Source organism: Aeromonas sp. S13(2024) (genome assembly GCF_041402405.1).
Lineage (GTDB): Bacteria > Pseudomonadota > Gammaproteobacteria > Enterobacterales > Aeromonadaceae > Aeromonas > Aeromonas veronii.
This window is the reverse complement of the sequence record NZ_JBGLRA010000021.1, coordinates 36137-49524: the sequence shown is the minus strand read 5'-3', so window position 1 is coordinate 49524 and position 13388 is coordinate 36137. Positions and strand designations below refer to the sequence as shown.

Below are 13388 nucleotides of genomic sequence, written 5' to 3'. Positions count from 1 at the left end.
CGCCAGTTTAAAAGTCAGCGAGTAATCGCGCTGTGTCCGTTTCACACCTTGTCCCATCGGGTTCTCCATTTATTGGGGGGAAAGGTGTAAACCATATTCAGGACGGGACACGGCCAAACAAAAAGCCGCCCGGCGAAACCGGGCGGCTTTTGTTATTGCTTCAGATTATCAGGCGGTAGTCAGCATAACGACAGCCAGCGCCATCACCATCATGCCAGCCCAGCCGATGGGCTTGAGCCGCTCACCGAAGAAGAGCAAACCGCCCAGCGCCGTACCGACGATGCCGATAGCTCCCCAGGTGGCGTAGGCAACAGCCAGGTCAATCTGACCGCCACTTACCACTTCCGAGAGCAGGGTAAAGGCGCCGAGTACCAGCATGATCCCCAGGAATCCCCACCCCTTGTAACGAAAACCCTTGGAGCGGTTAATGGCCATGTTGGCGCCGATATCGATCAGTGCGGCACCCAGTACAATCACAAACGGACTCATGCTGTGGCCTCCGCTTCTACTGACTTGTCTGCAGGCTCATCATGGGTCTCCCCCATGGTCACCATAACAATCCCCACTATCGCGAGAGCCAGGCCAATCAGCTCCTGAACGGTCACATCGTAACCAAGGAACATGACCGACACTATGGTGATCAAGGTGATCCCGAGCCCCTCCCAGAGCGCAAACGCAATACCAATGGAGATTGTTTTGGCGGCTTTCGCCAGCAACCAGTACGAGAAGCCGATCAACAGCCACATCGGGATGTAATTCATCCAGCCAGCTCCCTGCTCGGGGATCATGGCCATGCTGGAGGTACCAGCGACCTCGGTCACGATGGCGCCGGTCAAAAACAGCCGGGCCAGAAACATACGACTTAATAACATATAAGATGCCTTTGTTGCTTCGACGGGAGAGATGGTAAACGGGGAGAAGCAACTCGCGACAATCGCTCAGCGTCGATTATTCCGACGCCACAGGTTTGCCTTGCCTTGGTTCGACACGCTAAGGTGATGGTGAAAAACTCCGCCATAGCCTGTAAAACATGAAGCTATATCAGATAGAACTCTTTGTAGAGTCCGCCAATAGTGGCTCTATTGCCAACACAGCCCGTCGCCTCGGCAAAAGCCGCAGCGCCGTCAGCACCGCCATCGCGGCGCTGGAAGTTGAGCTTGGCGTCGAACTTTTTGAACGAGGCGCCAATCAGAGTCGCCTGACCGAGATCGGCGAGCTGGTGCTTGATGATTGCACTCGCCTGCTGCAGGCAGCCAACAGCCTGCAGCAGAAGTGCAAACATTACGCCTCGGGGGCCGAAGTGGCGCTGCGGGTTGCCCGCGATGACGCCATTCCCGAGCCGGTGTGGCGCGAGATGCTGGCCAGCCTGCACAATCAGTTTCCCGGTACCAGTATCTCTCTGGTGCTCGCCTCCCCACCCGAACTACCGGCGCTGGTGGAAGAGGGGTTCGTCGATGCCGCCTTTGGCCTTATTACCGAGGATCAGGAGCGCAGCGGCCTCAATATCGACGTGCTCAACCCGATCCGCACCCTGATGGTGGTGGCACCCAGCCATCCGCTGGCCGGACTGAAGCGGGTCAAACAGCAGGATCTGACCGATCACACCCAGGTAACCCTCTCGTATGTAGATGAATTTTCAGTAAAAAGCCTGCTACCTGTGGGAGGCCAGCATATCGGCCTCTCCAGCTTCGAGTTGATGCGCAATGCGGTGCTGGACGGACTGGGCTGGGCGGTGCTCCCATCGCCACTGATCCAGAGCCAGCTGCGACAAGGCTCCCTGCTGACTCTGAAACACAAGTTCAGCCTGCAGTGGCGGGATTACGGGGTCTATCTGGCGGAAAACGCCTATCACGGCAAGGTGTTGGCCTGGTTGAAGAAGTCGATCCAGGGGTATCTGGAACCTTTCGAGTAGCGATAAAGAGGCGGAGCCAGCTCACGATATCTACTTATCCTGATGATCCGAGCGGATGTGATCGTGCATACTGTTCACATACTCATTGAGCGCCGGAGGCGTAACCGATATGAGCAGTGCCCAAGACAAGGACGATATCTTGCTGGACGACGACATCATCGAACTCGATGATGAGGAGGTCGTGGTCCCCAAGGCACTCAACCCATGGCAAGTGCTGATCGTGGATGATGAGCCGGATATCCATCATGCCACCCGCCTGGCCCTCTCCAACATTCACTACAAATCCCGTCCGCTGGAGCTGCTCAATGCCTACAGCGGCGCCGAAGCTGGCCGCATGCTGGAGGCCAATCCCAGGATTGCGCTGATCCTGCTCGATGTGGTGATGGAGACCGAAGACGCAGGTCTGCGGCTGGTGCACCGGATCCGCAACGAAATGCACAACTCGCTGGTGCGGATCGTGCTGCGTACCGGCCAGCCCGGCCAAGCACCCGAGCAGCGGGTGATCCTCGATTACGACATCAATGACTACAAGACCAAGACCGAACTGACGGTACAAAAGCTCTACACCACTGTCATCGCATCCCTGCGTTCATACGAAACTCTCAGCGCCATCGACAAGAGCCGGCAGGGGCTCGGCAAAATTCTGGAAGGGGCGGGCGATCTCTACCATCTTCATTCGCTCAAGGAGTTTGCCTCCGGCGTGCTGAAACAGATCAGCGCCATTCTCGATGTGGGCACCGAAGGGGCTATCTGTGCCGAGCGCCGTCCCGGCGAACAGGGGCTGGAGATCCTCGCCGCCACCGGCGACTACGAGACTCTGCTGGATGATGGCAAGATCACCGACTTTCCCACCCTCAATGACTCGGTTCTGAAGGCACTGGCGGCGCGCTGCAACCGCTTTGAACACCCGCAGGATTCACTCTATATCGCCGCCCAGAATGGTCGCGAGTTCGTGTTGAGTTTTACCCCGACCCAGCCCCTCGATCCTCTCGAGTGCGATCTGCTGGATGTCTTCTGTCAGCGCATATCGGCGGCCTACGACAACCTCTATCTCTACAACCAGTTGCTGCGCGCCCAAGAGGCCACCGTGGTGGCGCTGGCGGCGCTGGCGGAGTTTCGCGACTCCGATACCGGCGAGCATGTCTTACGGGTGCAGAAGCTCTCGGATGCCATCGTGACCGAATTGAAGCAGATGGCGGCCTATCCCGAGCAGCTGACCCCGGAGTTTGTCGAAATGATCGGTATGGCTTCCATCCTGCACGATGTGGGCAAGGTGGGCACCCCGGATCATATCCTGCACAAGCCGGGGCGTTTCGACCCGGAAGAGCGGGCCATCATGGAGCAGCACGCCGGTATCGGCGCCAATATCCTGCACAAGGCGGGCGAAATGGTGGAGGGAACCAGCTACCTCTCTCTCGGCGCCGAAATCGCTCGGGGCCACCATGAGCACTTCGATGGCAAGGGCTACCCGCAGCAGTTGGCTGGTCAGCAGATCCCGCTGTCGGCGCGGATTGTGGCGGTAGTCGATGTATTCGATGCCCTGCTCAGCAAGCGCCCCTACAAGGAGCCCTGGACGCTGGCGCAGACCATGGAGTATATCCAGTCCCGCTCCGGCACCCAGTTTGACCCTCATGTAGTGACAGCCCTGTCGCGACTGGTCAACGAATCGAGACTCCCCTACTCGCTCTGACCCCCTTTGCTCGCAACTCCACATGCCCTGCCGGTGACCAAGGTCAGCGGCAGGGCATCAAAACAGCCGTTTTGTTGCATCCCGCACACATCAAAGCGCCGCAAAGCGGAAACATCCCCCTTCTTTGTTAGCGATATCCGCTGAAATATGGTCATTTAACATCACATCGCTATAATATCGGCCTGCAAACCTGATACTAACAACGAAGGAATTATCATGAGCCTGAACCTGGTACCGGCCGGCAAGAGCCTGCCCGACGATATCTATGTCATCATCGAAATCCCGCAGAATGCCGACCCGATCAAATACGAAGTCGACAAGGACAGCGGTGCTATTTTCGTCGATCGCTTCATGTCTACCCCGATGTTCTATCCGTGCAACTACGGCTACGTGAACGCGACCCTCTCTCTGGATGGTGACCCTGTCGACGTACTGGTTCCGACCCCCTACCCGCTGCTGGCCGGCTCCGTCATTCGCTGCCGCCCGGTTGGCGTGCTGAAGATGACCGACGAATCTGGCGAAGATGCCAAGATCGTTGCCGTGCCGCACTCCAAGCTGACCAAGCAGTACGACCACATCCAGGATGTGAACGATCTGCCGGAACTGCTGAAAGCCCAGATCCAGCACTTCTTCGAGCGCTACAAAGAGCTGGAAGCGGGCAAATGGGTCAAGGTGGAAGGTTGGGGCGACAAGGCCGCTGCCGAAGCCGAGATCAAGACCTCTGCCGAGCGTTACGCTGCCAAGTAAGCATCACTCGGTTTGTAAAAAAGGCGCCTTATGGCGCCTTTTTTGTCGGTGTTTGCGGCAGCAGACCGGCCGCATCTTCGGCAGGATTGCCCTGAATGTATATTTCACGGCCATCTTTCTGGTAGGGACGATAGTAATCACCGCCACAGCGATAGCCGCCGCCCGGCTGGCTCATCAGCTCGCAGTTGACCGGCAACACCTCCAGCCACTTGATGGCCTGCTGGTAGCGCAGCCACTCCTGCCATTCGTGTTCGCGCGCCAGCTGGTCACGCAGAGCAAAGGTATCCGCAACGGACATCCCCTTGTTGACGATCACCTGACCCGCCATGGCTGGCAGGCTGAGCAGCCCAAACAGCACTATGATCCAAGGCTTCATAACCCCTCCAGAGTGACTTAATTTCACAATTAAATTAAAAGTCACATCAATCTGTTATCCAGATCACAAAACGAAACATCACCAAAGTGGTGCCGGCTCACCTAGTTGTTAATTATCGTCCACGGCAGGAAGCACCACCATGAAGCTGACCCCCGCGCTCTTGCTCAGCCTCACTCTCTACACCACCCTTGGCGCCACAAGCAACGCCAGCGAGATCAACATGAGCTGGCAGTGGCAATCCACCGATGGCCAGCGCAAGCACTTCCAGCTGACCACCGACGACCAGGTGATGGCCGCCAGTCGCCACGAGATGAGCCTGCTGAAGGCTTCCCTCACCAATCCACTGGAGACCCTCTACGCCTATATCAGCCCGCGGCTCTACAACAGCATCAACCTGATCAATCAGAGCAGCCCGGAGACCGCTACCAAATTTCGCAATCTGGAGCAGGCCTTCACCCTGCGGGACGACAGCATGGAGTCGATGCTGTTCTGGCAAGCCTACCAGCAGTATCAGGAGGATGCCTTCTACCAGATGAGGGTGATACCCTGCGTCCATCCGGCCAATCGCAAACTGCCTTGCGTGCGACCCGATTACTCCCAGCTCTTCTACCACTTCAAAGGGCACCTCAAGCCGCTGGCGCAGCAGTTTGCCGCCAAGGATCTCGCCACCAGCGTCAGCCTGCTGCAGGAGTGGCTGAACGCCATCCCCACCCAGCCGGAGCAGCTGGATCACTTCGCGCCGCCGCTGCAGGCGCTGCAAGATAACAAGGCCGACAGCGACGAGAAGGCGCTGCTGATGGCCAGTCTGCTGGCGGAGCTGGCGCCGCAATATGTGCTCAGCATCATCTATCCGGATATCAGCATCGGCAGCGTCTCCCCTGCCTGGCTGGCCATTACGGCAGACAGTGGCGTACCCGGTGATGTGGTGGTGATCAACAATCAGCGCCATGTGCTGCTTACTGGCTCGTCCCTGCTGGCCCAGCAGATGACCATGGCCAAGATCCCCCTCATCAGCGAATCGCTCTACTGACGCAGACAGCTCAGACCAGCAGCCAATTCATTGATTTTTATCGATGTCATGCCATCCTAGCCGCCCTTGCCAGCCAACCCCCTGACTGGCGGGGCGCCGACGCTTCTGAATTGCGATCTTATTTAACACTTTTTAAACAGATCCGATCAGTTTAGGATGAAGCTCGCCCATTCCCTCAATCCGAAACTCGTTATAACATAACAAATGGAGTGTCATCAGGATGAAACATCTCGTACTTACTTTGGCGCTGCTGCCATCTCTGGTCTTTGCTCACAACTTCAAGGATGGCAACCCGGTTCCGCTGGTCAATGTCAGCGACAAGGGTGAGCTGGTACTGAACGGCAAGGATATCGGCTACCAGCCGTGGCAGAGCACCTCGCTCACCGGCAAGGTGTTCCTGATCCAGCATATTGCCGGTCGCTCCAGTGCCAAGGAGCTGAACGCCCCGATGATTGAGGCGATCAAGGCCGCCAAGCTGCCGCAAGACAAGTACCAGACCGTTACCGTCATCAACAGCAATGACGCCATCTGGGGCACCTCCGGCTTCGTGAAGAGCAGTGCCGAGGACAGCAAGAAAGAGTTCCCCTGGTCCGCCATGGTGCTGGATGCCAAGGGCATGGCGCGCAACGCCTGGGATCTGACGCCGGAAAGCTCGGCGATCATCCTGCTGGATAAAGAGGGCAAGGTGCTGTTTGCCAAAGATGGCCAGCTCGATGCCAACAACATTGCTACCGTGATGGGGCTCATCAAGTCCCATCTCTAAGTCAGAGAGAAAGGGCGCTGATGGCGCCCTTTCCATAAGGGTCTATGGGTCGTATCAAGCTGAAAATCTGGATCTTGCTGCTGGGCTGGTTATGGCTGCAGCCTGCCCTTGCCCGGCACCAGTTTGAATCTGCCCTGCCCGGCCACGACGACCATCACTGCCTGGTTTGCGCCCTCCATCTGGATGGCAAGCAGGTCATCACCGCCACCCCCTATTGTTTCCCCGGTTCGACCTCTGTTTTGCCCGCTGTTGCAACCATGCAACGCTCGGCGGATACAGCCACGCTTCACAGCTATGCCATCCGTGCGCCGCCCGCCTCTGCTTTTCTCTATCCCTTTGTTTAATTTCGCTATTTGTTTTGAAAAAGGATTAAAGATGAAAGCAGTTACTCTGTTGCTGGCCGCTGCGGCCTTTGGCGCACACGCCAATCACGACGAACACGAGAGCCACGGCGCCCACGAGCATGGCCACGGCCACCTCAATCTGGTGGTCGATGGCAACCAGCTGATGATCGAGCTGCAGGCACCCGCAGCCGATCTGGTGGGCTTCGAGCACGCCGCCAAGAGCGATGAAGAGAAGGCGCAGTATGCCAAGGCGGTCGCCCGCCTCCAGCAGCCTGACGCCCTGTTCCGCTTCGACCCGACCGCTGGCTGCAAACTGACCCAGCAGGAGCTGCAAGCCGCCAAAGAAGAGCATGATCACGACCATGACCATGACCATGACCATGACCATGACAAGGCTGCCAGCGACAAACATGAAGACCACCATGATCATGACGAAGCGGGTCACGCCGATATGGGCGCCATGTACACCTACACCTGCGCCACGCCAGCCAAACTGACCGGCCTTGAGGCGACCCTGTTCAGCGTCTATCCGAGCCTTGAGAAGCTGAGCGTGCAGGGGATCCTGCCCACCGGCCAGACCGCTGGCGAGCTGACCCCGTCCGCCAACAAGCTGAGCTGGTAACGCCATGAAAAAAGCCGTGGTTGAGATCCGCGATCTGGCCTTTGCCTGGCCAGGTGGCGACGCTGTACTCGATCTGCCCGCCCTCACCATCCGCGAGGGTGAGCGGGTCTTTATCAAGGGCCCGTCGGGCTCTGGCAAGTCGACCCTGCTCGGGTTGCTGGCCGGGATCCAGACCGCCAACCACGGCACCCTGGAGGTGCTGGGCCAACCATTGGCCCGGCTCTCTGGCCGTGCCCGTGACCACTTCCGGGCGGCCAATCTGGGTTATATCTTCCAGCAGTTCAATCTGCTGCCCTTTCTCTCGGTGCAGGACAACGTGACCGCTGCCCTCACTTTCTCGCCCGCCAAACGGGCTCGCCTGCAAGGGAGTCCGGAGCAGGAGGCGCGCCGTCTGCTGGCGGAGCTGCAACTGCCGGATGACGCGCTGCATCGCCCCGTCCATGCCCTCAGCATCGGCCAGCAGCAGCGGGTTGCCGCCGCACGGGCGCTGATCGGCTCGCCGCCACTGGTGATCGCCGACGAGCCCACCTCCGCCCTCGACACCGACAACCGGGCGGCCTTTATCAAGCTGTTGTTCGAGGAGTGCGACAAACAGGGCTCGACCCTCATCTTCGTCAGTCACGACCCTTATCTCGAACCCCTGTTCCCGCGGGTCGAAAACCTGCAACAACTTAACCGGAGGGCATCATGCTAAAGCTCGCCCTGCAAAGTCTCTGGGCCCGCCGCCTCACCGCCGGGCTCACCCTGCTGGCCGTCGCCATCAGCGTCACCCTGCTGCTCGGGGTGGAGCGGGTGCGCACCCAGGCCCGTGAAAGCTTCTCCAACACCGTCTCGGGAACCGATCTCATCGTCGGCGCCCGCTCCGGTCAGGTGAACCTGCTGCTCTACTCGGTGTTTCGCATCGGCAACCCCACCAACAACGTGGGGTGGGACTCCTATCAGGCTATCAAGCAGAAACCGGGCGTCGCCTGGACCATCCCGCTTTCCCTTGGTGACTCCCACAAGGGATTTCGGGTGCTCGGCACCAATGGCGACTACTTCACCCACCTGAAGTACGGTCAGCAGCAGTCGCTGCAACTGCGCGAGGGGCGGCCCTTCGACACGCCGTTTGAAGCGGTACTCGGCGCCCAGGTAGCCGAGAAGCTCGGCTATCATCTCGACCAATCCATCGTCATCGCCCACGGTGCTGGCAACACCTCGTTCAGCCAGCACGACAATCTGCCGTTCAAGGTGGTAGGCATTCTGGCGCCGACCGGCACGCCCATCGATCGCACCATCCATGTGCCGCTGGCGGGGATCGAGGCGATCCATCTGGGCTGGGATACCGGCCGCCACAGCAAGAACGTAACACCTGAGCAGGCGCTGGCGCAGGATCTCACCCCGAAAACCATCACCGCCTTTATGGTGGGGCTGAGCAACCGCATTCTGGCGTTCCAGCTGCAACGTAGCATCAACACCTATCCCAAGGAGCCGTTGATGGCGATCCTGCCGGGGGCCGCCCTGCAGGAGCTGTGGAGCCTGATGAGCGTGGCGGAAACCGCGCTGTCGGTGATCGCCGGTTTTGTGGTAGTCGCGGGCCTCATCGGCATGCTGACTACCCTGCTGGCGGGGCTTAACGAGCGGCGCCGGGAGCTCGCTATTTTGCGATCCCTCGGCGCGGGCCCTGCCCACCTGTTCCTGCTGCTGGCGCTGGAAGCGATGGCGCTGACCACGGTTGGCATCGCCCTCGGGGTCGCCGTGCTCTATCTGGGACAGGGGCTTGCCTCGCCCTGGCTGCTCAGCCACTATGGCCTGCAACTGAGTCTGGGGCTGCCGAGCACCTACGAGTGGCAATTGCTGGGCGTAGTCTGGCTGGCTGGCATGGTGATTGGCCTGCTCCCTGCCGCCCGCGCTTACCGCTACAGCCTGAGCGATGGCATGAGCATTCGCGTCTAGCGAGACGCCCAAAAATAGAAACAGAAGGACAGATGATGAAGTGGAAAATTGTGGCGCTGCTCGCCAGCCTGCTGGTGCTGCCCGCCCTGGCCGCCGATTACAAGACCATCGACTGGGATGTGCTCATCCCGGAAGGGGAAAAACTGCTGCCACCGCCCCAGGTCAATCACGAAGACCCCATGTCGGTGCCGCAACCGGTGGGCGGGGTAAACAAGAAGCTGGACAACCAGGATGTGCGCATTCCGGGCTTCGTGGTGCCGCTGGAAGGGGATGCCAAGAAGATCACCGCCTTCCTGCTGGTGCCCTACTTCGGCGCCTGCATCCATGTGCCGCCGCCCCCCACCAATCAGGTGATCTATGTGAGCTACCCCAAGGGGGCGCCGGTGGATGATCTGTGGGATGCCATCTGGGTGAAGGGCAAGATGCGCACGGTCAGCTCCAGCCACGAGATGGCCACCGCCTCCTATTCGATGGAAGCGGTCGAGGTGAGCGTCTACGAGGAGTAATCCTCCCGTTGCAAAAAAAGCGGCCTCCACGGAGGCCGCTTTGTTATCTTGGCATCCCGGTTGGAGTAACATTCAGCTCCAGAACCTGTGCGAATGGAGTCAGCATGGCAGACCTCCCCCCCCCGAAAAAAGAGAGTTCGATCCTGAGCAGCCAGGAGCAGACCCTGCGTCTGGCCCGCAGTCGCGGTATCGACGGCATGCTCACCCGCAACACCGACAGCACCTTCGAACAGCGCGCCACCTTTCGCCATCTGGCGGATCAGGCCGCCCGCCAGCGCAATCTGGAAGCCATCATGGTGATGGCCTCCCGCCACTGCGAAGAGACGGCGGCTGGCGGCGAGATGGACAGCGACTGGCTGACCCGCTTTCTGCAACTGGCGGAAGATATCAGCATGGTGCCGATGCAGCAGCTGTGGGGGCGGATCTTCGCGCTGGAAGTCGCCACGCCGGGCCGCTTCTCCATTCGGGCGCTCGCCACCCTCAAAGAGATGACCCAGCGCGAGGCCCAGCTGTTCCAGCGCATCTGTTCACTGACCTGCCACTACACCGGCAGCGACGAGCAGCGACTGCTGCTGGGGCTGCACAAGGGGGCCACCCTGCTGAGCCGCGCCAAGGCGACGCGCCTCGGCCTTGGCAAATACCGACTGCCCTACAACGCCCTGCTGCAACTGTTTGAGCTGGGGCTGCTGCATCGCGCGGAGCTGGAGTCCGGCCCGCTGCCCGCCGATGGGGTCGAGCTGGAGTTCGGCAACCAGCGCTGGCGACTGCAGTGCAAGCAGAACAACATCACCCTGCTCTACTACCGGCTCACCCCGGTGGGCAACGAGCTCGCCCAGCTGCTGCAAGAATCGCCACTGGAGGAGTACCTGCAAGATCTGAAAACCGTGCTGGTGCAGGGTATCCAGATTGAAGTGATGCAGCTCGTCAGCGCCCCCTCCTCACCCGCTCCCGACCCTCTCCCCTGATCTCTGGCGGGGCAGCTGATGCCCCGTCGGTTCGTGGCTCCTTCGCATCAAGCTTCTGGCTCCCAGCTCATGGGCTTGACCAGAATAGGTTGCAAATTGCAGATGCCGCAGAGGCACACCCCGTCAGCTCCGTTGCATATTGCAAACAGCAACGATCTTTTCCTGCCAAAACGGCACTAATAACACATCAATCATTAGGTTTTGCCAGCTGGCCCGCCCTTTGCACACGTCTTGATGCAGATCAAAATTTAACCACCACAGCTCGGGAGCAAGGCCATGAGAATCAATCAACCGGTTACCCAAAGAGAGCGTCTCTATCCAGACCACCAGAGCCTCATCTCCACCACGGATCTGGAGAGCCGCATCACCTACGCCAACGATGAGTTCTGCGATATTGCAGGCTTCTCGCTCGACGAGCTGAAGTGGGAACACCACAATCTGGTGCGCCATCCTGACATGCCGAAACAGGCCTTTGCCGATCTGTGGGGTCACATCAGGGATGGCAAGAGCTGGATGGGGCCGGTGAAAAATCGCTGCAAGAATGGCGATCACTACTGGGTCAGCGCCTTTGTCACCCCCATCAAGGATGCCAGTGGCCGGGTGGTGGAGTATCAGTCGGTACGCACCGCCCCGAGCGAGGAGATCAAGCAGCGGGCCGAGAAGGTCTATGCCGAGCTGCGCAACAACAAGCTGCCGCTGGCGCTCAAGTTGCCCACCTTCTCCCATACCCTGGCCATCAACCTCTGTCTGCTGCTGAGCCTGCTCGCCATGTTTGCCCTGGGCTACAGTCACGATATGAACTGGCAACTGGCGCTGGCCGCCCTGCCGCTGGCGATAGCGGCCATCACCCTGAATGCCCTCTCCCGTCGCCTCGGCAAGCTCAACAAGATGGCCCGCAGTCGCTTTGACAACCCGCTGATGCAGCTGCTCTATACCAACAAGGTGGACAACATCGCCGCCATCGAACTCTCGATGGTGATGAATCAGGCCGAGTTCAACGCCGTGCTGGCCCGCACCCAGCAGACTTGCAGCAAGATCCTGCAGGCCGCCGAGGGGGATCTGCGCAACGCCGAATCCATCACCGACAACCTGCAACAGCAGCAGGCCGAAACCAATCAGGTAGCGACCGCCGTGACCGAAATGTCGGAGTCCATTCGCGAGGTGTCACAAAGCTCGACTGACTCCTCCAGCCTGCTGGATGAAACGGCCGTGCTGTTCAAGAGCGGCAACAGTAGCGTGGCCGAAACCGTGGCTGCTGTGGCGGGCATGAACAGCGAACTTATCACCTCCAAGAGCGTGATCAGTGCGCTGGTCGGCCACTGCCGTGATATCGACGGCATCCTCGATGTGATCAACAACATCGCCAACCAGACCAACCTGCTGGCCCTCAACGCCGCCATCGAAGCGGCCCGGGCTGGCGAAGCGGGTCGCGGCTTCTCGGTAGTGGCCGATGAGATCCGCACCCTCGCCATCAAGACCCAATCCTCGACCAGCGAGATCCAGAAGATGATCACCGAGCTGCAAAACAGCTCTGGCGAGGCTGAGCAAGCGATGGAGAAGGGCTGCCAGCTTGCCGACAGTTGCCAGCAGAAGGCCACCGCGACCGGCACCATACTCCAGCAAATCAACAACATGTTGCAGCAAGTCGCCTCCGGCAGTAGCCAGATTGCCCAGGCGGTGCAGGAGCAGTCCCACGTTACCGCCGAGATCAACCGCAACGTGCTCAGCATCAAGACCCTGGCCGATGACTCCAGCGTCGGCAGCCAACACGCCGTGCACGGCATCACCCAGCTGGTCAACCAGTTGAGCGATCTCGACCGGCTGGTACGCCAGTTCCAGAAGGGGGCTCCGGCAAGCCAAAGCCGCTACGAAGTGGCCACCACCCGCGCCGTGCCGGTACGCCAAGCCAGATAACCACTACCCAAACAATCACCGCAGCAAAACCCTATGGGCCTTTGGGTCCATAGGGTTTTTTAATGCCCGTCAGCAAAAGGCGACACTGCCGTTTCACTGTCCGATTTCCCTCTGCGCTAATGGGCCCAAGCGGTTGAGTGACCACATTTAAACCCATTAATGATTAATTTATTGATCTTGCTCAGGAAACGGCCCGCTTGCGCTTTTCACCCCAGCCCCGTTCGGTAACATAGTCGCTTGGCAACCTCTCGCGGGAGTCAGCCATGAGCCAAGTCAGTGCCAAAACGCAGGTAAAAAGCAGCAGACTGGAGGCTGTAATTCAGGGGCGGTAGCGTGGTTTTTGTAAGTTGGTGCAGAGCGTAGCGAAGCCTGATAGACGAGCATGCTCACCTCAACCAGAGCGGGATAAACATGGAGCGGGCCGATCGGTAAAACAAATTTGCAGATACGTTTCGCGGTAAACGTTGGGCTTCACTTCATTTAGCACCAACTTACGATTTTTAGCCCAACATACGAGATGGTCAAAATTTAACAAGTAAAGGCAGGGCGACGCCAAAAGGTGTACACCAGCTTTGAGCATTAAG

General features: G+C 59.2%; 15 protein-coding genes. 12 read left to right on the top strand and 3 right to left on the bottom strand.

The window, feature by feature from the left end:
- Positions 1-168 precede the first annotated feature (168 nt).
- Both ACB042_RS19280 and ACB042_RS19275 read right to left on the bottom strand, forming a co-directional pair.
- Entirely contained in the window at positions 169-489 is a 321-nt protein-coding gene (locus ACB042_RS19280) for an SMR family transporter (protein ID WP_201902495.1), read from the bottom strand.
- The gene (locus tag ACB042_RS19275; RefSeq protein ID WP_005335660.1) at positions 486-872 is read right to left on the bottom strand and encodes a multidrug efflux SMR transporter; all 387 of its coding nucleotides are present in this window, start codon (positions 870-872) and stop codon (positions 486-488) included. The genes ACB042_RS19280 and ACB042_RS19275 overlap by 4 nt, the downstream gene beginning before the upstream one ends.
- Positions 873-1030: 158 nt before the next feature.
- Between ACB042_RS19275 and ACB042_RS19270 the strand changes: the two genes are divergently transcribed.
- From ACB042_RS19270 to ppa, 3 genes are all read left to right on the top strand, one after another.
- Positions 1031-1912, top strand: a complete 882-nt coding sequence (locus ACB042_RS19270; RefSeq protein WP_005354677.1) for a LysR family transcriptional regulator — start codon at positions 1031-1033, stop codon at positions 1910-1912.
- A gap of 109 nt (positions 1913-2021) precedes the next feature.
- The gene (locus tag ACB042_RS19265; RefSeq protein ID WP_371178945.1) at positions 2022-3602 is read left to right on the top strand and encodes a DUF3369 domain-containing protein; all 1581 of its coding nucleotides are present in this window, start codon (positions 2022-2024) and stop codon (positions 3600-3602) included.
- A gap of 216 nt (positions 3603-3818) precedes the next feature.
- Positions 3819-4349 (top strand): inorganic diphosphatase, encoded by a 531-nt coding sequence (gene ppa / locus ACB042_RS19260; protein ID WP_005335667.1) that lies wholly within the window; start codon positions 3819-3821, stop codon positions 4347-4349.
- A gap of 28 nt (positions 4350-4377) precedes the next feature.
- Here ppa and ACB042_RS19255 read toward each other — a convergent pair whose 3' ends face one another.
- Positions 4378-4725, bottom strand: a complete 348-nt coding sequence (locus tag ACB042_RS19255; RefSeq protein ID WP_371178944.1) for a hypothetical protein — start codon at positions 4723-4725, stop codon at positions 4378-4380.
- Positions 4726-4864: 139 nt separating this feature from the next.
- Here ACB042_RS19255 and ACB042_RS19250 point away from each other — a divergent pair, with 139 nt between their 5' ends.
- The 9 genes from ACB042_RS19250 (at position 4865) to ACB042_RS19210 (ending at position 12804) form a co-directional block, all read left to right on the top strand.
- Positions 4865-5755 (top strand): hypothetical protein, encoded by an 891-nt coding sequence (locus tag ACB042_RS19250; RefSeq protein WP_110303536.1) that lies wholly within the window; start codon positions 4865-4867, stop codon positions 5753-5755.
- Between the two features lie 220 nt (positions 5756-5975).
- Positions 5976-6518 (top strand): YtfJ family protein, encoded by a 543-nt coding sequence (locus tag ACB042_RS19245; protein ID WP_005343253.1) that lies wholly within the window; start codon positions 5976-5978, stop codon positions 6516-6518.
- Between the two features lie 44 nt (positions 6519-6562).
- Positions 6563-6862, top strand: coding sequence for a DUF2607 family protein (locus tag ACB042_RS19240; RefSeq protein WP_100645133.1), 300 nt, complete (start codon positions 6563-6565; stop codon positions 6860-6862).
- Between the two features lie 31 nt (positions 6863-6893).
- Positions 6894-7484, top strand: coding sequence for a DUF2796 domain-containing protein (locus ACB042_RS19235; RefSeq protein ID WP_371178943.1), 591 nt, complete (start codon positions 6894-6896; stop codon positions 7482-7484).
- A gap of 4 nt (positions 7485-7488) precedes the next feature.
- Complete coding sequence (locus ACB042_RS19230; protein ID WP_005335686.1) at positions 7489-8178, top strand: ABC transporter ATP-binding protein; 690 nt, start codon at positions 7489-7491, stop codon at positions 8176-8178.
- On the top strand, positions 8172-9419 hold the full coding sequence (locus ACB042_RS19225) for an ABC transporter permease (protein ID WP_206877523.1): 1248 nt from the start codon (positions 8172-8174) through the stop codon (positions 9417-9419). The genes ACB042_RS19230 and ACB042_RS19225 overlap by 7 nt, the downstream gene beginning before the upstream one ends.
- A 32-nt stretch (positions 9420-9451) precedes the next feature.
- Positions 9452-9925, top strand: coding sequence for a DUF3299 domain-containing protein (locus ACB042_RS19220; RefSeq protein ID WP_026034852.1), 474 nt, complete (start codon positions 9452-9454; stop codon positions 9923-9925).
- A 104-nt stretch (positions 9926-10029) separates the two neighbouring features.
- Positions 10030-10890, top strand: coding sequence for a TIGR03899 family protein (locus tag ACB042_RS19215; protein ID WP_047439578.1), 861 nt, complete (start codon positions 10030-10032; stop codon positions 10888-10890).
- Between the two features lie 276 nt (positions 10891-11166).
- Positions 11167-12804, top strand: coding sequence for a PAS domain-containing methyl-accepting chemotaxis protein (locus tag ACB042_RS19210; RefSeq protein WP_371178942.1), 1638 nt, complete (start codon positions 11167-11169; stop codon positions 12802-12804).
- Positions 12805-13388 lie beyond the last annotated feature (584 nt).